The organism is Azospirillum sp. CT11-132 (assembly GCF_047302835.1).
In the GTDB taxonomy this organism is placed as follows: Bacteria; Pseudomonadota; Alphaproteobacteria; order Azospirillales; family Azospirillaceae; genus Azospirillum.
Genome location: NZ_JBGLZA010000009.1, coordinates 583,611 through 606,157, shown reverse-complemented (window position 1 = coordinate 606,157; position 22,547 = coordinate 583,611). Strand labels below are relative to the sequence as shown.

24 protein-coding genes are annotated in these 22,547 nt (G+C 69.7%); 10 read left to right on the top strand and 14 right to left on the bottom strand.

Translation table 11 applies throughout. From position 1 onward, the window contains the following. Positions 1 to 3: 3 nt before the first annotated feature. From ACCD06_RS34515 to ACCD06_RS34505, 3 genes are all read right to left on the bottom strand, one after another. Positions 4 to 1,179: an amino acid ABC transporter permease gene (locus ACCD06_RS34515; RefSeq protein WP_413346989.1), complete on the bottom strand. Its 1,176-nt coding sequence runs from the start codon at positions 1,177 to 1,179 to the stop codon at positions 4 to 6. Then, positions 1,176 to 2,333, bottom strand: a complete 1,158-nt coding sequence (locus ACCD06_RS34510; protein ID WP_136701259.1) for an amino acid ABC transporter permease — start codon at positions 2,331 to 2,333, stop codon at positions 1,176 to 1,178. Before ACCD06_RS34510 ends, ACCD06_RS34515 begins: the two co-directional genes overlap by 4 nt. Before the next feature lie 210 nt (positions 2,334 to 2,543). Beyond that, the gene (locus tag ACCD06_RS34505; protein ID WP_413346986.1) at positions 2,544 to 3,578 is read right to left on the bottom strand and encodes an amino acid ABC transporter substrate-binding protein; all 1,035 of its coding nucleotides are present in this window, start codon (positions 3,576 to 3,578) and stop codon (positions 2,544 to 2,546) included. Between the two features lie 306 nt (positions 3,579 to 3,884). On the opposite strand from ACCD06_RS34505, the gene ACCD06_RS34500 reads away from it, so the two are divergent. Together ACCD06_RS34500 and ACCD06_RS34495 are read left to right on the top strand one after the other, a co-directional pair. Next, positions 3,885 to 4,907: a sensor histidine kinase gene (locus ACCD06_RS34500; RefSeq protein WP_413346984.1), complete on the top strand. Its 1,023-nt coding sequence runs from the start codon at positions 3,885 to 3,887 to the stop codon at positions 4,905 to 4,907. Positions 4,908 to 5,030: 123 nt separating this feature from the next. Next, positions 5,031 to 5,735 carry a hypothetical protein gene (locus tag ACCD06_RS34495; protein ID WP_413346982.1) on the top strand — a complete coding sequence of 235 codons (705 nt, stop codon included), beginning with the start codon at positions 5,031 to 5,033 and terminating at the stop codon, positions 5,733 to 5,735. 40 nt (positions 5,736 to 5,775) lie between these two features. Here the strand turns inward: ACCD06_RS34495 and ACCD06_RS34490 are convergent, their stop codons facing one another. Both ACCD06_RS34490 and ACCD06_RS34485 read right to left on the bottom strand, forming a co-directional pair. Then, positions 5,776 to 6,492 (bottom strand): ChrR family anti-sigma-E factor, encoded by a 717-nt coding sequence (locus ACCD06_RS34490; protein WP_413346980.1) that lies wholly within the window; start codon positions 6,490 to 6,492, stop codon positions 5,776 to 5,778. Beyond that, positions 6,489 to 7,163 carry a sigma-70 family RNA polymerase sigma factor gene (locus tag ACCD06_RS34485; protein WP_109076470.1) on the bottom strand — a complete coding sequence of 225 codons (675 nt, stop codon included), beginning with the start codon at positions 7,161 to 7,163 and terminating at the stop codon, positions 6,489 to 6,491. The genes ACCD06_RS34490 and ACCD06_RS34485 overlap by 4 nt, the downstream gene beginning before the upstream one ends. Before the next feature lie 217 nt (positions 7,164 to 7,380). Here ACCD06_RS34485 and ACCD06_RS34480 point away from each other — a divergent pair, with 217 nt between their 5' ends. The 4 genes from ACCD06_RS34480 to ACCD06_RS34465 are packed head-to-tail and all read left to right on the top strand — an operon-like array spanning position 7,381 to position 11,547. Continuing rightward, positions 7,381 to 8,760, top strand: a complete 1,380-nt coding sequence (locus tag ACCD06_RS34480) for an NAD(P)/FAD-dependent oxidoreductase (protein WP_413346978.1) — start codon at positions 7,381 to 7,383, stop codon at positions 8,758 to 8,760. Beyond that, a complete protein-coding gene (locus tag ACCD06_RS34475) occupies positions 8,760 to 9,743 on the top strand; it encodes a DUF1365 domain-containing protein (protein WP_413346976.1) in 984 nt (327 codons plus the stop codon). Before ACCD06_RS34480 ends, ACCD06_RS34475 begins: the two co-directional genes overlap by 1 nt. After that, the gene (locus ACCD06_RS34470; RefSeq protein WP_413346974.1) at positions 9,740 to 11,002 is read left to right on the top strand and encodes a class I SAM-dependent methyltransferase; all 1,263 of its coding nucleotides are present in this window, start codon (positions 9,740 to 9,742) and stop codon (positions 11,000 to 11,002) included. The genes ACCD06_RS34475 and ACCD06_RS34470 overlap by 4 nt, the downstream gene beginning before the upstream one ends. Positions 11,003 to 11,019: 17 nt before the next feature. Next, positions 11,020 to 11,547, top strand: a complete 528-nt coding sequence (locus ACCD06_RS34465; protein WP_109076474.1) for a DUF3833 domain-containing protein — start codon at positions 11,020 to 11,022, stop codon at positions 11,545 to 11,547. On the opposite strand, the gene ACCD06_RS34460 is transcribed toward ACCD06_RS34465, so the two are convergent. Genes ACCD06_RS34460 through ACCD06_RS34450 form a run of 3 tightly spaced genes read right to left on the bottom strand, consistent with a single transcriptional unit; the run spans position 11,510 to position 13,052 of the window. Next, positions 11,510 to 11,956 (bottom strand): nuclear transport factor 2 family protein, encoded by a 447-nt coding sequence (locus tag ACCD06_RS34460; protein WP_109076475.1) that lies wholly within the window; start codon positions 11,954 to 11,956, stop codon positions 11,510 to 11,512. The two genes, ACCD06_RS34465 and ACCD06_RS34460, sit on opposite strands and share 38 nt — an antisense overlap. Beyond that, positions 11,953 to 12,744: an SDR family NAD(P)-dependent oxidoreductase gene (locus ACCD06_RS34455; RefSeq protein ID WP_109076476.1), complete on the bottom strand. Its 792-nt coding sequence runs from the start codon at positions 12,742 to 12,744 to the stop codon at positions 11,953 to 11,955. The genes ACCD06_RS34460 and ACCD06_RS34455 overlap by 4 nt, the downstream gene beginning before the upstream one ends. A 53-nt stretch (positions 12,745 to 12,797) precedes the next feature. Next, the gene (locus ACCD06_RS34450) at positions 12,798 to 13,052 is read right to left on the bottom strand and encodes a hypothetical protein (RefSeq protein ID WP_413346971.1); all 255 of its coding nucleotides are present in this window, start codon (positions 13,050 to 13,052) and stop codon (positions 12,798 to 12,800) included. Positions 13,053 to 13,433: 381 nt separating this feature from the next. Between ACCD06_RS34450 and exbB the strand changes: the two genes are divergently transcribed. From exbB to ACCD06_RS34435, 3 genes are read left to right on the top strand one after another with little or no spacing between them, the layout of a single operon-like run. Continuing rightward, positions 13,434 to 14,267: a tonB-system energizer ExbB gene (gene exbB, locus ACCD06_RS34445; RefSeq protein ID WP_413346969.1), complete on the top strand. Its 834-nt coding sequence runs from the start codon at positions 13,434 to 13,436 to the stop codon at positions 14,265 to 14,267. Between the two features lie 5 nt (positions 14,268 to 14,272). Continuing rightward, complete coding sequence (gene exbD, locus ACCD06_RS34440; RefSeq protein WP_109076478.1) at positions 14,273 to 14,704, top strand: TonB system transport protein ExbD; 432 nt, start codon at positions 14,273 to 14,275, stop codon at positions 14,702 to 14,704. After that, on the top strand, positions 14,701 to 15,540 hold the full coding sequence (locus ACCD06_RS34435; protein ID WP_109076479.1) for an energy transducer TonB: 840 nt from the start codon (positions 14,701 to 14,703) through the stop codon (positions 15,538 to 15,540). The genes exbD and ACCD06_RS34435 overlap by 4 nt, the downstream gene beginning before the upstream one ends. 14 nt (positions 15,541 to 15,554) lie before the next feature. Here the strand turns inward: ACCD06_RS34435 and ACCD06_RS34430 are convergent, their stop codons facing one another. The 4 genes from ACCD06_RS34430 to ACCD06_RS34415 form a co-directional block, all read right to left on the bottom strand. Next, a complete protein-coding gene (locus ACCD06_RS34430; RefSeq protein WP_109076480.1) occupies positions 15,555 to 16,079 on the bottom strand; it encodes a hypothetical protein in 525 nt (174 codons plus the stop codon). A gap of 96 nt (positions 16,080 to 16,175) precedes the next feature. Then, on the bottom strand, positions 16,176 to 16,853 hold the full coding sequence (locus tag ACCD06_RS34425) for a phosphatase PAP2 family protein (protein WP_109076481.1): 678 nt from the start codon (positions 16,851 to 16,853) through the stop codon (positions 16,176 to 16,178). A gap of 101 nt (positions 16,854 to 16,954) precedes the next feature. After that, a complete protein-coding gene (locus tag ACCD06_RS34420; protein ID WP_109076482.1) occupies positions 16,955 to 17,908 on the bottom strand; it encodes a D-2-hydroxyacid dehydrogenase family protein in 954 nt (317 codons plus the stop codon). A 15-nt stretch (positions 17,909 to 17,923) separates the two neighbouring features. Further along, a complete protein-coding gene (locus ACCD06_RS34415; RefSeq protein ID WP_109076483.1) occupies positions 17,924 to 18,904 on the bottom strand; it encodes a phosphoribosylaminoimidazolesuccinocarboxamide synthase in 981 nt (326 codons plus the stop codon). Positions 18,905 to 19,028: 124 nt separating this feature from the next. On the opposite strand from ACCD06_RS34415, the gene ACCD06_RS34410 reads away from it, so the two are divergent. Next, entirely contained in the window at positions 19,029 to 19,784 is a 756-nt protein-coding gene (locus ACCD06_RS34410; RefSeq protein ID WP_413346965.1) for a 4'-phosphopantetheinyl transferase family protein, read from the top strand. Positions 19,785 to 20,007: 223 nt separating this feature from the next. Here ACCD06_RS34410 and ACCD06_RS34405 read toward each other — a convergent pair whose 3' ends face one another. Both ACCD06_RS34405 and ACCD06_RS34400 read right to left on the bottom strand, forming a co-directional pair. Beyond that, the gene (locus ACCD06_RS34405; protein WP_136701242.1) at positions 20,008 to 21,435 is read right to left on the bottom strand and encodes a S41 family peptidase; all 1,428 of its coding nucleotides are present in this window, start codon (positions 21,433 to 21,435) and stop codon (positions 20,008 to 20,010) included. Positions 21,436 to 21,709: 274 nt separating this feature from the next. Next, positions 21,710 to 22,432 carry a sugar transferase gene (locus ACCD06_RS34400; protein ID WP_413346963.1) on the bottom strand — a complete coding sequence of 241 codons (723 nt, stop codon included), beginning with the start codon at positions 22,430 to 22,432 and terminating at the stop codon, positions 21,710 to 21,712. Positions 22,433 to 22,547: the final 115 nt, after the last annotated feature.

Sequence of the window (22,547 nt, the reverse complement as noted above, 5' to 3'; positions counted from 1 at the left end):
CGGTCAGCGGCGGTTGTAGCGGTTGGCCAGACGCTCCAGCCACTGGCTGTAGCGCGACATGCTGAAGCAGAAGATCCAGAACATCAGCCCGGCGAAGACATAGACCTCGGCGAAGTAGGGGCGCCATTCGGGGTCGGTCGTCGCCACGGTGGCGGCGGTCAGCAGGTCGTACAGGCCGACGATGGTGACCAGCGAGGTGTCCTTGAAGGCGCTGATGAACTGGTTGACGATGGGCGGGATGACGATGCGCAGCGCCTGCGGCAGGACGATCAGAACCGTCTTCTGCCAGTAGGACAGGCCCAGCGCGTCGGCGGCCTCGTACTGGCCCTTGGGGATCGCCTGCAGGCCGCCGCGCACGGCCTCGGCCAGATAGGCGGCGGTGAACAGCGTCATGCCGGCCAGTGCGCGCAGCAGCTTGTCCACCGTGACGCCTTCCGGCAGGAACAGCGGGAACATCACCGACGCCATGAACAGGACGCTGACCAGCGGCACGCCGCGCATCGTCTCGATGAAGCCGACGCAGAAGGTGCGGATCGCCGGCAGCGACGACTGGCGGCCCAGCGCCAGCAGGATCGACAGCGGGAAGGCGATGGCGATGGAGAAGACCGACAGCATCAGCGTGATCGGCAGACCGCCCCAGCGGTCGTTCGGCACATAGGTGAGGCCGGCGACGCCGCCCCACATCAGCACGCCCATGCCGAGCAGGGTCAGCGCCCAGGCGCCGGCCAGCCAGGGCCGCCAGAAGGCGCGCACGCCGCTGGCGCCCAACATCGCCACGAACAGCGCGCAGGCCAGGAAGGGACGCCACTGCTCGTCATAGGGATAGGTGCCGAAGAAGATCAGCCGGTGCTTGACCACGATCACCGACCAGCAGGCGCCGGCCGCCTCGCGGCAGGCCTCCGACGAACCGGACCAGCTGGCGTTCAGCAGCAGCCAGTTCGCCATCGGCGGCACCACCAGCCACAGCAGGCCGAGGCAGGCGAGAGTCAGGACGGTGTTCAGCGGCGTGTTGAACAGATTGTCCTTGGCCCAACCGAAGGGCTTCAGCGCCGTCATGCCGTTGGCCTGCGGCGGGGCGGAGGCCTGGGTCGGCTCCTCCTCGTAGGAGGCGGCCCAGCGGGCGGGGGCGACGGGACCGGTGGGAATGGGGGCCTGATCGGCCGGGGAGTGATTGCTCATCGCGTCACCAGGGCCACACGGCGGTTGTACCAGTTCATGAAGCCGGAAATGGCGAGGCTGATGATGAGATAGACGAGCATCATCATCGCCACCGCCTCCACCACCTGTCCGGTCTGGTTGGCCGAGGTGTTGGAGACGCTGACCAGATCCGGATAGCCGATGGCGACGGCCAGCGAGCTGTTCTTGGTCAGGTTCAGATACTGGCTGGTCAGCGGCGGCACGATGACGCGCAGCGCCTGCGGCAGGATGACGAGGCGCAGGATCTTGCCCGGCGACAGGCCCAGCGCCAGCCCGGCCTCGGTCTGGCCATGCGGCACGGCGAGGATGCCGGAGCGCACGATCTCGGCGATGAAGCCGGCGGTGTAGACCGACAGGCCGATCAGCAGCGCGGTGAATTCCGGGGTGACCGACCCGCCGCCCTCGAAGTTGAAGCCGGAGAGCACCGGCACGTCGAAGGCCAGCGGCGCGCCGGTGGCGACGAACACCAGGGCCGGCGGCAGCAGCACCGCGGCGATGGCGGCCGGCAGGGTGGGGAAGGGTTTGCCCGTCGTCTCGCGGTGGCGGCGGCCGTAGCGGACGACGGCGATGGCGGCGGCGATGCCGGCGATCAGCGCCAGCAGGGCCCAGCCATGGCCGGCATGCTCCACCAGCACCGGGAACTTCATGCCGCGGTTGCTGAGGAAGATGCCCGGCACGATCTCCAGCGCCTCGCGCGGGCTGGGGAGCCGGTTCATGATCGTGTACCAGACCACCAACTGCAGCAGCAGCGGCACGTTGCGGATCGTCTCGACATACAGGGTGGCGAAGCGGTTCACCATCCAGTTGGAGGACAGCCGCGCGATGCCGATCAGCACGCCCAGCACGGTCGCCAGCACCACGCCCGCGGCCGACACCGCCAGCGTGTTCAGCAGGCCGACGACCAGCGCCTTCAGATAGGTGTCGGACGCGGAATAGGTGAGCAGGCTCTCGCCGATCTCGAAGCCGGCCTCGCGATGCAGGAAGCCGAAGCCGGTGGCGACGCCGCGGGTGGCGAGGTTGGTCAGCGTGTTGGAAACGAGATACCAGGCAACGGCGAGGGCGCAGGCCAGGAACAATGCCTGATACAGCCACCCCCGCACGCGCGCGGAATTCAGCGCCTGGACCGGGTTTGTCATGGTGTTGCTCCGTGCGGGGGAGTGAGGCAGTCGGACACTTGCCCCCACCCCGACCCTCCCCGCTCTCAGCGGACCTATGGTCCGCCTGCCGCGTCAGCACAAAGCATAGCTTTGTGCGAGAGCTTCGCAGGGGAGGGAGTCAGTCGCGGGGCGGCGGAGTTCCCTCCCCTGCAAAGCGGGGGAGGGATAGGGTGGGGGCAATACGCGGCCTTACTTCATCGGCGGGGCGTACATCAGGCCGCCTTCGGTGTAGAGGGCGTTCTGGCCGCGCGGCATCTTCAGCTTGGAACCGGCGCCGACGTTGCGCTCGAAGCTCTGGGCGTAGTTGCCGACCTGCTTGATGATGTTGAAGGCCCAGTTCTCCTCGACGCCCAGCGCCTTGCCGTTGCCGGCGGTGACGCCCAGCAGGCGCTTCACGTCCGGATCGGGGGAGGTCATGGCGGCGTCGACGGTCTCCGACGTCAGGCCCTTCTCCTCGGCCTGGACCATGGCGTAGAAGGACCAGATGACCAGGTTCATCCACTCCTCGTCGCCCTGGCGGACGGCCGGGGACAGCGGCTCCTTCGAGATCAGCTCGGGCAGGATGACGTAGTCGTTGGGGTTCTGCACCTCGGCGGCGCGGATGGCGGCCAGCTGCGAGGCGTCGGAGGTCAGGGCGTCGCAACGGCCTGCGAAGAAGGCCTTGTTCAGCTCCTCGTTCTTCTCGATGACGACCGGCTTGAAGGTCATCTTGTTGGCGCGGAAGTAATCCGACACGTTCTGTTCGGTGGTGGTGCCGGGCAGGACGCAGACGGTGGCGCCGTTCAGCTGCTTGGCGCTCTTCAGGCCCAGCTTGGCCGAGACCATGAAGCCCTGGCCGTCGAAATAGTTGGTCGGGCCGAAGTTGAGGCCGTTGGCGGTGTCGCGGGTCAGGGTGCGGGTGGTGTTGCGGGCGAGGATGTCGATCTCGCCCGACTGCAGCGCCGGCAGGCGCTGCTGCGCCGACAGCGGGGTGTACTTCACCTTTTCGGCATCGCCGAACATGGCGGCGGCGACGGCGCGGCACATGTCGACGTCAAGGCCCGACCACTTGCCCTTGTCGTCGGGTGAGGAGAAGCCGTACAGGCCCAGGTTGACGCCGCACTGGACATAGCCCTTCTGCTTCACGCCGTCGAAGGTGGCGCCGGCCTGGGCCGTACCGGAGAGGGCAAGGGCGGAGACGGACAGGGTGGCCGCGATGGTGAGCGCGCTCAGACGGGTCTTCACGGGGCGGGGCTCCTTCAGCCTTATTCGTTTCGAGGGCGCCGGGGCAGGGGAGGTCCCGGCCGCCGCGCAAGGTCACAATCGCTCCGTGGATTGAACAAAGTGCCCGCCCGGCATGAACGGATGTGGCGGAATTGTGAACAGCTTTGGACAAATCGGCCGACTGACCTGCGAACCCCGCGGCCGGGCCTCGCCCTTAGATGGTCACGCCTTCGGCCCGATATTTCACGTGCGCAGGTTGCCCGCCGGCCCTACAAGCGATGAGTGCCGGTGATATGGCAGTGCAGGGAATTGGGGGAAGTGACGTCGATGGGGTCCGATCGGCCGGTCTGGCAATTGTTCGCGCGCTTCTCGCTGCTGTCGCGCGGCCCGGTGGCCCGCTATGGCATGGCCTTGCTGACCTTCGCCACCGCCCTGCTGCTGCGCCAGCTGGTCGACAACACCCTGCCGTCCGGCTTTCCCTATCTCACCTTCTTCCCGGCGGTGATCCTGACCACCTTCATGGCCGGGCTGGGGCCGGGGGTGGTGACGGCGGTGCTGTCGGGGCTGGCCGCCTGGTATTTCTTCATCCCGCCCTTCGACAGTTTCGGGCTGGATGGATCGGTCGGGCTGGCGCTGGCCTTCTATGCGGTGGTGGTTGCGGTGGACATCGCGCTGATCCACGGCATGCAGATGACGCTGGCCCGCCTGCAGGAGGAGCGCGGCCGCACCGCCTCCCTGCTGGAGGCGCAGACCACCATGTTCCACGAGCTGCAGCACCGCGTCGCCAACAACATGCAGTTCGTCTCCGCCCTGTTGGATTTGCAGCGGCGGACCGTCGGCCATACGCCGGAAGGGGCGCTGGCGGCGCTGGAGGAGGCGGGGCGGCGGCTGCACACCATGGCGCAGGTGCACCGGCGCCTGCACGACCCGCGCTCCGGCGACGATTTCGGCAGCCATGTCGAGGGGCTGTGCCGCGACATGCTGAAGGCGGCCGGCGTCCCCGGCATCGACTGCCGCGTGACGGTGCAGGCCGCGCCCAAGTCGCCTGAACGGCTGCTGGCGCTGGCCATGCTGATCGTGGAGGCGCTGACCAACAGCCTGAAACACGCCTTCGCCGAGGATGGCGGCACCGTGACCATCGACCTGCGCGCGGTGCCGGGCCAGCCGGACCAACTGCATCTGCTGGTGATGGACGACGGCATCGGCCTGCCGGACGGCTTCGACGTGCAGCACCTGCCCAGCCTGGGCTGGAAGATCATCCAAAGCCTGGCCGCCCAGCTGTCCGGCGAGTTGAGCTATGGCGCGACCGGCGGCAGCGGCACGCGGATCGAGTTGCGCTTTCCGGCCTGACCGCCATGCTTGCCCCGACATCCATGGTGGCTTTTCCATCGCCAGACGGCGAACTATCTGTGATCCTGCCGGTTGCTGCGGGGACCGGCAGGGGACGGGCCGACGACAGCAGGAGGGGGACTTATGGCGACGCTGAAGGAATTCGAGGACGCGCTGAAGGCGGCGGGCAACACGGCCGCGCTGGAGATCCTTGAGTCCCTGAGGGCGCGCGACCGCTCCCAGCGCTCCGTCCGGCCGGCCCGGCGCCTGACCGGGCGCAAGATGACGCCGGAGCTGGCCGCCGAGATCCTGCACCTGCACGAGACCACCAACATGACCCAGCAGGAGATCGCCTTCCAGCTGGGCGTGAACCAGGGCCGGGTGAACGAGGTCATCAAGCGCCGCAAATGGCTGACCGACAACCCCGAGGCTCCGGAGGCCCAGGCCCGCGACAAGGCCAAGCAGCGCGCCAAGGAAGGCGTCGGCGTCGCGCCGCGCCGGCCGGCCCGGAAGAAGAAGGAAAAGGTGGAGGCGGCGCCCGAAACCGCACAGCCGGTGGAGCCGGTGGCCGAGGTGGTGGCCGAATCTGTGACGGCGCCGGAACCGGTCGTGGCGGAACCCGTCGCTCAGGAACCGGCCGCGCAGGCGGCGCCGGAACCGCCGATGGCCGCACCGGAATTGCCGGTGGAGCAGCCCGAAGCGGCAGCCCAAGCGCCGCCCGAACCGGCAGCCGAACCGGCAGCCGAACTGCCACCCGACGTGGCGAAGGAAAAGGCGAAGGGGAAGGCGCGCAAGCGGGGCAAGGACAAGGAGCCGCCGGCGCAGCTGCTGTTCAAGGATCTGCTGTAGGCAGCCCGCAGCCTATAGCCCCCACCCTATAGCCCCCGCCCTATAGCCCGATGAAGGGCTGCATCAGCCGGCCCATCAGGCCGGTGAAGCGCAGCGGCGCGTCCGTCGCGATCAGGCAGATGCAGTCGCGGTGGCTGTCGGCGATGGGCTGGTGGTTGGTGTCGCCATCGACCTCCGCCAGATCGCCGGGGCCGTAGCGGCCGAGTTCGTCGGCGAAATGGCCGCTCAGCACCACGGTCAGCTCCAGCCCGCCATGGCCGTGATGGGGCAGGGCGGTGCCGGGGGCGATGCGCAGAAGCTGGGCCGCACCGCCCGACGACGTGCGCGGCAGCAACTCCACCCGCCGCACGCCGGGAGCCAGCCGTTGCCAGGACAGTGTCTCCAGGGAGGGCACATAGGAGCGCAGCGGACCCGGAAGGGACGCGGCGGCCGGGCCGGCGGGGCGGCTGCATCGCGGCCGTATCCGCATGGCCTTGCAGGGGTTGCCCGGCGCCTCCTCCCGCTCCAGGCGGTCGAGGGTGGCGGCCAGGGACAGGCTTTCCAGCGGGGCCGGCGGCAGATCCTCCAGCAGGGCGCCGCCCAGCGCCTCCACCTCCGCCAGGGTGGCGCGGCAGTCGGGGCAATGGGCGAGGTGGACGGCGACGGCCAGCGACAGCCCTTCCCCCAGGCTGCCCGCGCCATAGGCCACCAGCAGGGCGTCGCTGGGGTGGTGATTCGGCAGGAAAAGTTGGCGGGCGGTGGGTTGTCGGGCGGTCATCGGTCGTCGTCTCCCAGCGCCTTGCGGATCTTGGCCATGGCCAGGCGCAGGCGCGATTTCACGGTGCCCAAGGGAACGTCCAGCCGTTCGGCGATGGCCGGGTGGGCGAGGTCGGCGAAGAAGGACAGCTGCACCACCTCCGCCTGTTCCGGCGTCAGCGAGGCCAGCGCGCCGCGCAGGCGGCGGGCGCGGCGGTCGCCGTCCAGCACCTCGTCGGCGCGGGGGCGGTCGTCCTCATGCTCCAGCAGCTCGTCGTCCGACACCTCCGGATGGCGTTCGCGGCGCAGCATGTCGATGCGCAGGTTGCGGGCGATGGTGAAGACCCAGGTCGCCGCCTCCGCCTTCGCCGGGTCGTAGAGCGAGGCCTTGCGCCACACCGACAGCATGGTGTCCTGCGCCAGATCCTCCGCCCGCTGCGCCGGCATCCCCAGCTTCAGCATGTAGGCCTTCACCCGCGGGGCGAAATGGGCGAACAGCCGGGCGAAGGCTGCCCGATCACCCGCCGCCACCGCGACCAGATCGGCCGACTGGTCCGCCGCCAGCCTTGCGGCGGCGGGATCGGCCACCGCCGGTTTGGCCGACACGCGGGCGCCCTGTCCGATCCTTTTGGGATCCGGCGTCCGGTCGGCTCCGGCGGCATGCGTCAGAAGGGAGGCCAATTGGGCGATCATGGCCAGGATACGCCGCAGCCTGTGCTTCGGATCACCGCCGATCCCGTCTTTTCGGGGCTGGCGGTAAAGCGTGGGCGTGGCGATGATCCAATGACGATTTGTGACCGTATCCCGATCACAAGCCGGACCTACCCATTTCGGGTTAGGCTCCGGGTCGACGCACCGCCAGCCCCCCCGACAAGATCCGCCCCCGACAAGATCCCCAAGGACCGCCCCCATGCCGCTTTCTCCGCCCGACCTCACCTCGCCGGCTCCGCTCGACATCGCGGTGGTCGGCTCCGGCATCGCCGGGCTGTCGGCGGCCTGGCTGCTGTCGAAGGCGCACCGCGTCACCCTCTATGAGAAGGAGGACCGGCCGGGCGGCCATGCCAACACGGTGGAGGCTGACGGCGCCGGCCCGGTCGATACCGGCTTCATCGTCTACAACGAGCCCTGCTATCCCAATCTGGTCGCCCTGTTCGACCATCTGGGCGTGCCGACGCGGGCGACGGACATGAGCTTTTCCGCCTCGCTGGACGGCGGGCGGGTGGAGTATGCCGGCACGCCCGCCGCCCTGTTCGCGCAGAAACGCAACCTGCTGCGCCCGCGCTTCTGGCGGATGATCGCCGACATTCTGCGCTTCTACCGCGAAGCGCCGGGCCTTCTGGCGGATCCGGCTGCGGAGACGCTGACGTTGGGCGACGTGCTGGACCGCGGCGGTTATTCCGACGCCTTCATCCGCGACCATCTGCTGCCGATGGCCGCCGCCATCTGGTCCAGCCCGGCGGAGTCGATGCGCGGCCATCCCGCCGCCGCCTTCATCCGCTTCTGCGACAACCATGGCCTGCTGAAGCTCAAGGGCCGGCCGGTCTGGCGCACGGTGGAGGGCGGCAGCCGCAGCTATGTCGGCCGCATCCTGGCCGACATGCCCGACGCCCTGCGTCTGAACTGCGCGGTGGAGGGCATCGTCCGCGAGGAGGGCCGCGTCCTGCTGCGCGACCGGCGCGGCGAGGTGCGCGCCCACGACCATGTCGTGCTCGCCACCCATGCCGATCAGGCGTTGGCCCTGCTGGAGGATGCCGGCGGGGAGGAGCGCCGGCTGCTGGGCGCCTTCGGCTACGAGCGGAACCTCGCCATCCTGCACGGCGACCCCGCCCTGATGCCTAAGCGCCGCGCGGTGTGGTCGAGCTGGAACTATCTGGCCGAGCGGGGGGATGGCGGCCAAGAGGGCGGGAACGACGCCCTGTGCGTGACCTACTGGATGAACCGGCTGCAGGGCTTCCTGCCGCAGGAGCGCGACCTGTTCGTCACGCTGAACCCCATTTGCCCGCCGCGCGACGGCAGCATCCTGCGCAGCGTGCTCTACGACCACCCGATCTTCGGGATGGAGGCGCTGGCGGCGCAGCGGCAGCTGTGGAGCCTGCAGGGCCGGCGGCGGACCTGGTTCGCCGGGTCCTATTTCGGCGCCGGCTTCCACGAAGACGGGGCGCAGGCGGGGCTGGCGGTGGCGGAGGCGCTGGGCGGCGTGCGCCGGCCCTGGACGGTGCCGAACGAATCGGGACGCATCCATGTCGGGCCAGTGCCGGCAATCCGTGGCGCAGAGCTGGAGACCGCGTGATGGAGGCGCCCCGCTTCGCCTCCGGCCTCTATGTCGGCACGGTGATGCACCACCGGGTGAAGCCGGTGCGGCACCGCCTGTCCTACCGGGTGTTCAGCCTGCTGATCGATCTGGACGAGCTTCCCCGGCTGGACCGCGAACTGCGGCTGTTCGCCCACAACCGCTTCGGGCTGATCGGGTTCCAGGATTGCGATTTCGGGCCGTTGGGGGATGGTGCTGTGGAATCCCCTCTCCCCCCCGGGGAGAGGGTTAGGGTGAGGGGGACGCATAGCGAGGATCTTCAAGAGTCGCGCACTTCCCGCTCCCACGGAATCCACCCCATGCATCCCCCTCACCCCGACCCTCTCCCCGGGGGGGAGAGGGAGAGTTGGGGGCTCAAGGCTTGGGCCGAAGACCAGCTTGCCGCCGCCGGCATCGACGGTGGCGGGCCGATCCGCCTGCTGTGTTTCCCGCGGGTGCTGGGCTTCGTCTTCAATCCGCTCTGCGTCTGGTTCTGCCACCGCCGGGACGGGACGCTCGCCGCCATCATCCATGAGGTGTCCAACACCTTCGGTCAGCGCCACGCCTATCTGATCCCGGCGGCGCCCGGACCGGACGGGCTGGTGCGCCAGAGTTGCGACAAGCGCTTCTACGTCTCGCCCTTCATGGACATGGAGACCGCCTATCACTTCCGCATCCGCCCGCCCATGGGCGAAGCGGGGGAGTCGATGGCGGTGTCCATCCGCCAGACCGACGCCGGGGGGCCGGTGCTGCACGCGTCGCTGACATTGAGGCGGGTGGAGCTGACCGACGGCGCCATCCTGCGCGCCTGGGCCCGCCACCCGCTGATGACCGCCAAGGTGGTCGCCGGCATCCATTGGGAGGCGCTGCACCTGTGGCGCAAGGGGCTGGCGATCCGCCCACGCCCGCCGGCCCCGGCGCAGCCGGTGACCGTCGTGAAAGATATCGTCGTTCCTGACCGTTTCCGAGAAGGCCATTCATGACCGACATCGCTACCGACATCGCTGCGACCGCGCCTCGACGTCACCCCCGGTGGCTGCGGCTGGTGACCGGACGCGACCTGTGGACCGGCGCCCTGGTGAAAATGGCCGGCGGCATCCGCCGGGGCGAGCTGAGCTTGCGCCTGCCCGACGGGCGGACGATGTGCGTCGGCGATCCGGCCGAGGGGCCGCGGGCCGACCTGACGCTGCTCGACGATGCCGCGGCGCGGCGGCTGATGCTGGGCGGCGCGGTCGGTATGGCCGAGGCCTATGGCGACGGGCTGTGGCGCAGCGGCGATTTGCCGGCGCTGATCGAACTGGCGATCCGCAACGAGGTTGCGATCGGTGGCGGGGCCAAAAAAGGAGGTTTCAGGGGCACGGTCGCGGCGGCGGCGGCCAACCGCCTGTTCCACCGCAGCCGCGCCAACTCCCGCCGCGGCAGCCGCCGCAACATCGCCTTCCACTATGACCTGGGCAACGACTTCTACCGGCTGTGGCTCGATCCCGGCATGACCTATTCCTCCGCCCTGTACGAGCGGGAGGGCCAGAGCCTGGAGGACGCGCAGGAGGTCAAGATCGCCCGCGTCGCCGACTTGTTGCAACTCGCACCCGGCGACCGGGTGCTGGAGATCGGCTGCGGCTGGGGCGGGATGGCCGAACATCTGGCCGGCCGCCGCGGCGCCTCGGTGGTCGGGCTGACCCTGTCGGCGGAGCAGCTGGCCTTCGCCCGTGCGCGGCTGGAGCGGGCCGGGCTGGCGGGCCAAGTCGATCTGCGGCTGATGGACTATCGCGACGCCGGCGGAAGCTTCGACCGCATCGTCTCCATCGAGATGATCGAGGCGGTGGGAGAGGAGCATTGGCCGCGCTATTTCGCCGCCCTGCGCGACCGTCTGGTGCCCGGCGGCGCGGCGGTGGTGCAGGCGATCACCATCGACGACGCCCGCTTCCCGCGCTACCGCCGCGGCTGCGACTTCATCCAGCGCCACATCTTCCCTGGCGGCATGCTGCCCTGCCCGTCGGCCCTGCGTGCCGAGGCGGAGCGGGCCGGGCTGGTGGTGGAGCATGTGGAGACGTTCGGCGACTCCTATGCCCGGACCTGCGCGGAGTGGCGGCGGCGCTTCCTGGAAGCCGGGCCGCTGGTGGCGGCGATGGGCTTCGACGACCGGTTCCGCCGGCTGTGGGACTATTACCTCGCCTATTGCGAGGCCGGGTTCCGCGCCGGGACCATCGATGTCGGGCTCTGGCGCTTTCGCAAGCCGTAAGCGGAGGGCCACTCGCGATGAAGATCGGGGATTTCGCCGGCAACACGCCCGAATTGCGGATCGAGCGCTATTTTGCCGGGCGCACCCATGCCTGGGGCGTGTTCGAGGACCGGTTCGGCACGTTGCGCCGCAGCTTCACCGTCGCCATCGACGGGCAGTGGGACGGGCGGGAGCTGGTGCTGGACGAACGCTTCGTCTATGCCGACGACGAGACCGACCGCCGGGTCTGGCGCATCGTCAGAACTGCCGAGGGATCCTATGAGGGGCGGGCCGACGACGTGATCGGCACGGCGGTGGGGCGGTCGGCCGGCAACGCGCTGAACTGGACCTATGAGATGGCGCTGAAGGTCGGCGGCGACCGCTGGCGCGTGCGGTTCGACGACTGGATGTGGCTGCAGCCGGGCGATGCGCTGATCAACCGCGCCAACGTCTATCGCTGGGGCCTGTGGATCGGCACGGTCAGCCTGTTCTTCCTGCCCGAAGGCCGGCTGGTCCAGCCCGGCGCCGTCAATCCGGCGGAGCAGCGCCCAGCCGCCGCCGAATGAGGCGGAGCGGGGCGCCCAGCAGCGGCAGGCGCAGATAGACATGCTCGCCGGAATCCCAATGGTCAATGTGTTCGGCGACCCGGCCGTCGGGAGCTTGCCGCACCTCGCTGGTGCCGATCACATCCATCCGGCCGATGCCGGTCACCGTCGCCTGGAACCGCCAGCGCAGGATCGCCAGATCGGGTGCGAACAGCCGATGGGTGACGGTGAAGCGCAGATCGCGGCAGCCATTCAGCGTGTGGAGCAGCGCCGCCCGCACCGCGTCCCGGCCATGGGCGTCGTTGAAGGGGTCGCGAAAGCGCACCTCCGGCACGGTCAGCGCCGGCAGCCGGTCGAGCGCTTCGACGCTGAGCGTCTCGAAGAAATCGACCCAGGCGTCCAGCCCGTGCCGTCGGGGATCATCCGTCATGTTCCGGTCGCCTTGCGCACCAGCGGGAAGTAAAGCCGATAGGGCAGGCAGCGCGCCAGCTTCAGCTTGCGGGTGAAGCGCTTGGGGAAGGTGATTTCGAAGCCGTCGCCCTCCATCTCGTCGGCCAACTGGCGGGCGGCGTCCTCCACCGGCATCAGGTCCGGCATGGGGAAGGGGTTGCGGGCGGTCAGCGGCGTGTCGATGAAGCCGGGGCAGACCAGCTGCAGCCTGATCCCGGCGCGGTCGCAGTCGGGCTTCAGCGATTCGCACAGGTTGATGAGCGCCGCCTTGGTCGGGCCATAGGCCGCCGCCGTCGGCAGGCCGCGGTACCCGGCGACGGAGGCGACCACCGCCACCTGTCCGCGCCCGCGCGCCCGCATCCGCGGCAGCAGAGCCTCCAGCCCATGGACCACGCCCATATAGTTGACCTCCATCAGCCGACGGGCGGTGTCGGCGGAGAAATCCTCCAGCGACATCGGGATGTGGGTGCCGGCGTTCAGCACCGCCCGGTCGATGGGACCGAACCAGCGTTCGATGGCGGCGACGGTGGCGGTGGTGGCGACGCGGTCGGTGACGTCCAGCGCGAACAGGCGCATGCGATCCGGGCTGTGCTGCACCGTTGACGTCAGATCCTCGACCGAGCGGGCGGAGAGCGCCACCCGCGCCCCGCCGTCGGCGAGATGGATCGCCAGCGCCCGGCCGATGCCGCTGCTGGCGCCGGTGATCCAGGTGATGCCGGGCGGCTTGCCGTTCGACCCGCTCTCCGCCTCACCGCCAATCCCATCCATGACGCGCTCCGCACACTATACCCACGGCGATACGCGGCCGGGGGTCCGACGGATCACCAGATGCGGCGGGCCAACTGGTCGCCACGCTCCGACAGGTCGCGCATCAGGGCGCGGGCCTCGTCCTCGCCGGTCCAGCGGGCGACGGACGCGATGCCGTCGGGACTGTCCGGGGCGCCGTCGCGGCCACCCTCCGCGTCATCCGGCAGGCCGAACACCTGTCCCGCCCGCGCCTCCACCACGGCGAAGCGGCCGTCGCAGGCCACCAGCAGGAAACTGCCCTTTTCCTCCACAACCGAAATCTGGGTCATCGGCTCTCTCCTTGGCGCTGTCTCGACGGCCCGTTCAACCGGCGGGAGCGACGGAAGGTTGCAGGGCATCGAGATTCCCGACGACAGCGGGGCTGAATGATGGTAGTGAGACTTATTCGCACTTGGTCGCGATGGCGGTTGCGGTGCCCGAGACTATTCGCAGGGCCAGCGAAACCACGGACTTTGGGCGGCGAATTCCCACAAAAATGCAAGTTTCCCCGGCGGCAGCGGTCGATTTTCAGTGCGAGTGAGACTCATTCGCATTATAACCGCGTCGGGGTATCCGCTCCGGAGCATAGCGCCGGAGTGCCGTCGGGATTTTTGGTTTTTGATTTTTGCAGCGCGCGTGCCGGACACGCGCCGAGGGGGAGTTGGACCGCCATGCCGACATCGTTTCGCCACCGTCCTGCGCTGGCCGCCGCACTTGCCGGTGCCGGGACTTTGATGGCCGGCCCCATCGCCCATGCACAGGAGGCCGCCGTTCCGGACGCGGCTGCCGCGGCTTTTGCCTCGCTGCCGCACGACCTGTCGCCCTGGGGCATGTTCGTCACCGCCAGCCCGGTGGTGCAGGCGGTGATGGTGGGGCTGGCGCTCGCCTCGCTCGTCACCTGGACCATCGCCATCGCCAAGACGGTGGAACTGTCGTCGGCCAGGCGCAAGGCGCGCTCGGCACTGGCGATGCTGGAGGAGGCGCGCTCGCTGTCGCAGGCGGCGGAGCGGGTCGGCTTCAGCCAGGGCACCGCGGCGGCGCTGGTCCGCGCCGTGGTCGCCGAGACCCACCTGTCGGCCGACGCGCCGTCGCGCGACGGGCTGATGGACCGTGCCGCCTCGCGGCTGGAGCGGATCGAGTCGGCGGCCGGCCGGCGCATGGCGCGCGGCACCGGCATCCTCGCCACCATCGGCTCGACCGGCCCCTTCATCGGCCTGTTCGGCACGGTGTGGGGCATCATGACCAGCTTCATCGGCATCTCGAAGGCGCAGACCACCAACCTCGCCGTGGTGGCGCCGGGCATCGCCGAGGCGCTGCTGGCCACCGCCATCGGCCTCGTCGCCGCCATCCCGGCGGTGGTGGTCTACAACGCCTGCAGCCGCGCCATCGGCGGCCACAAGGCGCAGCTGACCGACGCGTCGGCGGCGGTGCTGCGCCTGCTGAGCCGCGACATCGACCGCCATGCGCTGCCGCGTCCCCACGGCAATTCCCGTGCGGCGGAGTGACGGCGATGGGTGCGCGCCTCGGCTCCAGCGGCAGCGACGACGATCTGACCGAAACCCATGAGATCAACGTCACGCCCTTCATCGACGTCGTCCTCGTCCTGCTGATCATCTTCATGGTCGCGGCCCCGCTGGCGACGGTGGATGTGCCGGTCGACCTGCCGGCCTCCACCGCCACGCCGACGCCGCGGCCGGACAAGCCGCTGTTCCTGACCATCCAGGCCGACAAGACGCTGTCGCTGGGCGAGACCACGACGACCAGAGAGGCCCTGGGCGCGGCGCTGGACGCCGCCACCCATGGCGACAAGACCCAGCGCGTCTTCCTGCGCGCCGACAAGACCGTCGATTACGGCGCCCTGACCGAGGTGATGAACAGCCTGCGCGCCGCCGGTTACCTGAAGATCGGCCTCGTCGGGCTGGAAGCGGCGCCGGCGCCATGAGTGCGGCCTTCGACCAGGAAGCAGTGGGGGGATGGTCCGCCGACGGGGCGGAGCGTCCGGCGCGCGGGGCTTTCCGCTGGGGCGGCAGCCTGATGCTGGCCTTGGGCGTCCATGCTGCGGCCGGCGTGGCGATGGTCGCCTGGCATGTGCCGATCACGCCGTCGGAAGCCGATCCGCCGGCCGTGCTGCTGGAACTGGCGCCGCTGCCGGTGGCGCCGCCGGAGCCGACGCCGGCCATCGACATTCCCCTGCCGGAACCGATGCCGGAGCCGGTGATCGAACCCGAACCGCCGCCGGAGCCCGAACCGGTGGTCGAGGAACCGCCGCCACCGGAACCGCCCCCCGTGGTCGAGCCGGAAGTGGTGTTGCCAAAGCCGCCGCCTGAACCGCCGAAGCCGAAACCCAAACCGGAAAAGCCCAAACTGGAGAAGCCGAAGCCGCCCCGGCCGGTGGCCCAGCCGGTGCAGCCGGCCCCTGTGGCCGCTCCGCCGGCGCCTGCTCCGGCTCCCGCACCGGCGGCACCGGCCCCGTCGGCCGCGCCCAGCCGGGCGGTGCCGAGCTGGCAGGGACGGCTGCTGAGCCATCTGGAACGGCACAAGCGCTATCCGCGCGCCGCCCAGGCCCGCCGGCAGGAAGGGGTCGCCCAGGTCCGCTTCACCATCGACCGCGACGGGAATGTGCTGTCGGTCCGGCTCGACCGCAGTTCCGGCGTGCCGTCGCTGGACGAGGAGACGGTGGAGATGGTCCGCCGCGCCTCCCCCCTGCCGGCCCCGCCGGAGGAGATGGCGAAGGACCGCATCGAACTGGTGGTCCCGGTCCAGTTCTTCATCCGCTGACTCTGCGGCGCCCCTCAGTCCAGCGTCGGTTCCGCCCGCTGGCCGACGCGGCGCTGGGAATCGACGGCGGCGCGCAGGCGGTCACGGGCCGCGCCCCTGCTGGAGCCGGCATTGGAGCCGGTGGTGGCCGCCGGGCGCAGGCCATTCAGGGCGGCCAGGAAATTGGTGCCGGCCCGGCCTTTCTGTTCACGGCCCTTCGGTTCGGAGACACGCCAGGCGGGCAGCGCCGGAATCTCCTGCGTGACCTCCTCCCGGTCGATGGCGCTGTCCTGCGTCGCGGCGGCCTTCGCCTGGGCACGGGTCTGCTGCGCTTCCACCCGCGCGCGGGCGACGATGCGTTCGCGCAGGTCCACATCCAGCGTGCGGAACACGCGCGACGCCTCGGTCAGCTCGCGTTCCCGGCCGCTGTCCAGGGTGCGTTTCAGCGCGTTCGCCAGCAGGCGGCATTCCAGGACGCCGGGCACCCGCTCGCGCTCCACCGCGCGGGCGAGGACGCCGACGGCTTCAAGGGTTTCGCGGTCGAGGGTGCCCTGAGGCATGGTGCGGCCTGATCCGAAAGGGGTAGGGTCGACACTATCGGCGGGCAAGCGTCCGTATTCAAGCCGCTTGTTAACCTTTTGTGCGACGCACCCGGATCAGCGCCCTGCGGTGACCTCCGGCCGGTCCTGCTCCACCGCGCCGCGGCGCTGCAGCCATTCGGCGACCATCCAGCACAGCGCCGCCCAGGCGGCGCCGACGCTCCAGCCCGCCAGAACGTCGGTCGGCCAGTGGACGCCGAGATAGACGCGGCTCGCCCCGATGATGAGGGTCAGCACCATCGCCCAGCTCAGCAGATAGGCCTTGGTCCGCCGGCCCTCGACGAACTGGGTCAGCAGGGCGCCCAGCGTCAGGTAGACGACGGCCGATTGCATGGCGTGGCCGCTGGGGAAGCTGGCGGAGATCACCTGATCGCCGTGCGGCACCAGATCGGGCCGGGCGCGGTCGAACAGCATCTTCAGCACGGTGCTGAGCGCCCCGCCGCCGCCGACCGCCACCAGCACCAGCAGGGCCGCCGCCCGCTTGTGCAGAAGCAGCAGGAAGCCCAGCGTGGCGGCGGTCAGGATGGCGAGAATGGTGGTGCTGCCGAGCGAGGTGATGTCGCGCGCCATCCGGGCCAGCCACCAGGGGCCGCCGGGCAGGTCTGGGTTCAACGGATCGCGGAGCGCCAGCAGGATGTGCTTGTCGAAGGCGGTGGTCTCGCCCTCCATCACCTCGCCGGCCAGCTCGACGAACCCGAACAGCAGGCCGGCGATGGCCGAGAGGCTGACGAGCATGCCCAACTGGTGCCGGCTCAGCTTCGCCCAGAACCCGTTTCTACTCCCGCCTGCGATACCCTCGTTCCGGCTCACCCGCACCCTCCATCCCTGTTGCCCGTTCAGGCGGGAGAGAGCAGCCGCACCGGTGAGCCGGCCGTCCAGGCCAGGATGTCCTCCAGGGCGTCGCGGTAGAACACCGCGTAATTCTCCCGCGTCACGTAGCCGAGATGGGGCGTCAGCACGGTGTTGGGAAGGTCAAGCCAAAGGCTGTCTTTCGGCAGAGGCTCGATGGGGAAGACATCGATGCCGGCGCCGCCGATATGGCCGTGGCGCAGCGCATGGACCAGCGCCGCCTCGTCCACCAGCCCGGCGCGCGAGGTGTTGACGAGGAAGGCGGTCGGCTTCATCGCGCCGATCTCCGCCGCCCCCACCACGCCGCGGGTGCGCTCGCTCAGCACCAGATGGACGCTGACCACGTCGGCGGTGGCGAACAGGTCGCGCTTTTCCACGCGGGTCACGCCGGCCTCGGCGGCGCGCTCATCGGTCAGGTTGGGGCTCCAGGCCACCACCTCCATGCCGAAGGCCTGACCCACCTTGGCGACCTTGCTGCCGAGCTTGCCGACGCCGACCAGCCCCAGCCGCTTGGCCCCGAGATCGCCGGTCAGGCCGGTCTGCCAGCGGCCTTCGCGCAGGGCGCGCTCTTCGGCCGGGATGCGCTTGGCCAGCGCCAGGATCAGGCCCCAGGTCAGCTCCGCCGTCGGCGCGCCGACCATGCGGGTGCCGCTGACGGGGATGCCACGGGCGGCGCAGGCCTTCAGGTCGATGGCGTTGTTGCGGGCGCCGGTGGTGACCAGCAGCTTCAGGTTCGGCAGCCGGTCGATCAGCGCGGCGGGGAACGGCGTGCGTTCCCGCATGATGACCAGCACGTCGAAGGGCTCCAGCGCCGCCGCCACCGCGTCCATATCGCCGAGCGGCTGCTCGAAGACCGTCAGGTCGCTGCCCGGCGGCAACTGCGACCAGTCGGCGAGGTCGCGGGCGACCCCCTGGTAATCGTCGAGGACGGCGACGCGCATGGAGCCCGCTCCCGCTTACTTGGTGAAGTAGGGCGCCAAGTTGGCGCGGATGCGGTCGAGGATCGGCACGGCGGTGGCCGGCACCTCGAACGGACGGCCGGTGATGGTCTCGCCGGCTTCGATGTAGACGCGGGCCGCTTCCAGAACCACCTCGCCGGGGATCTCCGGGATGTCCTGGGTGTAGGGATCGCAGCGGGCGACGACCCAGTTGCGGACGAAGTCCTTGTCGAAGCTTTCCGGCTTCCCGCCGGTCTCGAACCGCTCCTGATAGCTGCCGGCGAACCAGTAGCGCGAGCTGTCGGGGGTGTGGATCTCGTCGGCCAGCAGGATGTTGCCGTCCTCGTCGAAGCCGAACTCGTACTTGGTGTCGACCAGGATCAGGCCGCGCTCCGCCGCCATCTTCTGGCCGCGGGCGAACAGCGCCAGCGCCTTGTCCGACACCTCGTCCCACTGGGCGCGGGTCAGCAGGTTGCGGCCCACGATCTCGGCCGCGGTCAGCTCCTCGTCATGGCCGGCGTCGAAGGCCTTGGTGGTCGGCGTGATGATAGGGGTTTCCAGCCTCTGGTTCTGGCGCAGCCCGTCGGGGAAGATGTGGCCGTACATCTCGCGCCGGCCCTGCTTGTACATCGACCAGATCGAGGTGCCGGTGGTGCCGGCCATGTAATCGCGGACCACGACCTCGACCGGCATGATGGTCAGCCGCTTCGCCACCACCACGTTGGGGTCGGGGTATTCCAGCACGTGGTTGGCGCAGATGTCCTTCGTCGCCTCGAACCAGAAGCGGGCGGTCTGGGTCAGCACCTGTCCCTTGAAGGGGATGGCGGTCAGGATGCGGTCGAAGGCCGACAGACGGTCGGTGGTGATCAGGATCCGCCGCCCGTCGGGAAGGTCGTAGTTTTCACGCACCTTGCCGCGGTAATGATTGGGCAGCTCCGGGATGAAGGCGTCGCGAAGAACGTTGGTCAGGTGCGGGGCGAGCAGGGCGGTGTCAACCATGGGATCCTGGTCCGGATGCAGGGGCGGATGCGAGAGGCGCGCATGATACCCGAAACCCCTGCCGGAGCCATGACGCTAAATTGAGAGGGAGGATCGCTGTCCGATGCATGACGGGAGCATCACAATGCCCGCAGCCGGGACCGCAACGGGGGGCGCCGGCGACTATGTCCTGGCGCCCGGAGTCGTCCGCGTCTGGTTCGCCGATCTGGCAGGCTTGTCGGAGCAGAAGGCGGCGATGCGAGCCCTGCTGTCGGACGACGAGGTGGAGCGCGCCGACCGCTTCATGATGGAACGGCTGACCGAGCGCTTCATCCTGCGGCGCGGGCTGCTGCGGCTGCTGCTGGGGCGCTGCACCGGCCGCGATCCGGCGGGGCTGGTCTTCGATTACGGCACGCACGGCAAGCCGGCGCTGGCCGGCGGCCCGGCCTTCAACCTCAGCGACAGCGAGGATTCTCTGGCCATCGCCGTGGCGGCGGAGGGGCGGATCGGCGTCGACATCGAGCGGTTGCGCCCGATCGAAAGCGCCGACGGCATCGCCGACCGCTTCTTCCACGCGACCGAGCGCGCCGCCTTGCAGACGCTGGGTCCGGAGCAGAGGGACGAGGGCTTCCTGCTGGCCTGGACCCGGAAGGAGGCCTTCATCAAGGCGGCCGGCGTCGGGCTGTCGATGCCGCTCGACCAGTTCGCGGTGGAGGTGACGCCCGGCGCGCCGCCGGCGCTGCTGGAGATCGACGGGCGTCTGCGCGGGGATGTCGGCGTGCCGGCCGACTGGAGCCTGTTCGACCGCCGGGTGCTGCCCGGCACCATCGCCGCCATCGCGGCGCATGGCACCGGCTGGACGGTGGAGACGCGGGTGATGGATGCGGGGTTCGTGGGGTAGGAAAACGCCCTCTCCCGCCTCGGGAGAGGGAGGGGACCCGCCGAAGGCGGGGAGGGTGAGGGGTAGGGCAAGAATCCCGAACCGCATGGTTCCTTGGATGACCCCTCACCCTTCCCATGCTCCGCATGGGCCCCTTCCCTCTCCCGGGGCTCTCAGCGGATCTTCGATCCGCCTGACGCTGTCAGCACAAACGAAGTTTGTGCGAGAGGCGGGAGAGGGAGATTTACTCCCCGCCGGCCAAGGTTCCGGTCAGGCGGTTGCGGATGGCGGAGACGGCGCATTCCAGCGGGCGGTCGTCGTCGGGCTTGGGGGCCTTGTCCATCACGTCGGGGCACATGTCCTGGGCCAGCCACACCTGCGGCTTCGGCGGGACCGGGGCGTTGGAGTCGCAGGTGGCGGGGTCGGGGTGGGTTTCCTCGGTGCTGCCGTGGGTCGGCTTGACCTCCAGGTTCGGCGAGACGCCGAAGCAATCCACCAGCGCCCCCGACGGGCGATAGTAGCGGGCGGTGGTCAGGCGGATGCCGGTGTCGACGCTGAGCGAGGAAATCGTCTGCACCGACCCCTTGCCGTAGGAGCGGGAGCCGAACAGCAGCGCCCGGTGATGGTCCTGCAGGGCGCCCGCCACGATCTCCGACGCCGAGGCCGAGCCGCTGTTGATCAGCACCACCACCGGCAGCCCGGCCAGCAGGTCGCCGGGGGTGCCGCGGTAGTTGCGGGATTCCTCCGGATCGCGGCCGCGGACGGAGACGATGTCCACCGTCTCCAGGAAGCGGTCGGCCACCTGCACCGCCTGCTCCAGCAGGCCGCCGGGGTTGTTGCGCAGGTCGATGACGGCGCCGGTCAGCCGGCCCTTCGCCTGCCGGCGCATCGTCTCGATCGCCGCGTCCAGCGCCGTGGAGGTCGACTGGTTGAAGGTGGCGATGCGGACATAGGCGACGTTGCCCTCCAGCCGGTAGCGCACCGGCTGGATCTTCACGATGGCGCGGGTCAGCGAGACGCGGGTGTTGGCCTCGGTCGAGGGCGGGCGGCGGATCGACAGGGCGACGGAGCTGCCGACGGGGCCGCGCATGCGGGCGACGGCGTCGTGCAGGTTCAGCCCCTTCACCGCCATGTCGTCGATGCGGGCGATCAGGTCGCCGCTGCGCAGGCCGGCGCGGGCGGCGGGCGAGCCGTCGATGGGGGAGACGACCTTGATCAGGCCGCTTTCCTCGTCCATCGTCACCTCGATGCCGAGCCCGCCGAACTCGCCCTGCGTCTGTTCGCGCAGATAGCGGTAGCGCTCGGCGTCGAGGAAGCTGGAATAGGGATCGAGCGAGCCCAGCATGCTGTCCAGCGCCGCTTCGGTCAGCATGCGGTCGCTGGCCTTCGGGTTCTCCGCCTTCTTCTTCTTCAGCCCGTCCTCGGCCTTGTCGATCAGCACCTGCGGATCATAGGCCTTCACATGCTCCGTCAGGACGCGGCGCATGGCGTCGGAGAAGAGGACGTAGTTGCGGTCGGCGGTGGACAGCGATCCATAGCCGCGGATCTTGGCGAAATCCGTCCGGTAGCGGTCGAGGGCCGCCACGGTGTCGGCACGGCTGGTGGGCGCCACGGCGCAGGCGGGCCCGATCGCCACCATCATCAGCAGCAAGGCAGCCAGCAGCTTCGCCATCCTTGGACCCTCTTGACTGGCCGATCCGGCCGGCGGTCTTACGCGCATCGTTCACTTATACCAGTGTTTCGCCGGTTGCCGCGACCCTAGCACGTCGTCCGCCCATTCTCAAAATCCATCCCGATTTCGGCAAGAGGGTCATGCCCGGGGTGGATCGGCCGAACCGCGCAAGAGGGCGGACTCCAGAGATAGGGTGCGCAAACGGCGATGTCGCGCGCCCCGAGGGAGCGCGCGACCTATTCGAACGGATGAACGCTTTCAGAGGGGGCGGGCGTCAGTAGGCGCCACTGCCCTTCACCACGACCCGCACGGTGCGCAGCATGATGCCGATGTCGGCCCAGAAGTTCCAGCCGACGACATAGGCGGTGTCGAGCTGGACGCGGCGCACGTAATCGACGTCGCTGCGGCCGCTGACCTGCCACAGCCCGGTCAGGCCGGGGCGGCAGCGGGTGTAGAAGGGGAAGCAGGCGTGATAGTAGGACACCTCGTCGTCGATGATCGGGCGGGGGCCGACCAGGCTCATGTCGCCGCGCAGGACGTTGATGAGCTGCGGCAGCTCGTCCAGGCTCGATTTGCGCAGGAAACGGCCGACCGGGGTGATGCGGGGATCGTTGCGCAGCTTGCGCGTCGCCAGCCATTCGGCGCGCGCCGTCCCGTCGGTGGCGAGCAGCCGTTCCAGCACCTCGGCCGAGTTGACCACCATGGAGCGGAATTTCAGGCAGGTGAAGGGACGCCCGTCGGCGCCGATGCGCCGGTGGCCGAACACCGCCGGGCCGCCGTCGCGCGCCACCATCCAGGCGAGCACGAGCATCAACGGCCCGAAAACGGCAAGCAGACCCAGCGAGCCGACGATGTCGAACGCGCGTTTCACGCGGTGCCTGTGCAAGGGTGGGCAACCGGGAAGCCGGTCCATCGCCTGCATCGCCGACCGGGTCCCGGCCATCCGGCCGGGGTCCAGACGGGGAGCGCCCAGAAGGGCGATGTTGGACAACGCCATTATATTCTCTCGTCGCTGATCGTCTCGGGTCAGAGCATAGGACCATCCGAGAGAGGCAACGGCCAGCGCGCGAAAGGGGTCCCGCCAAAGGGGCGGTGCGATTGGAAAGGGTGAG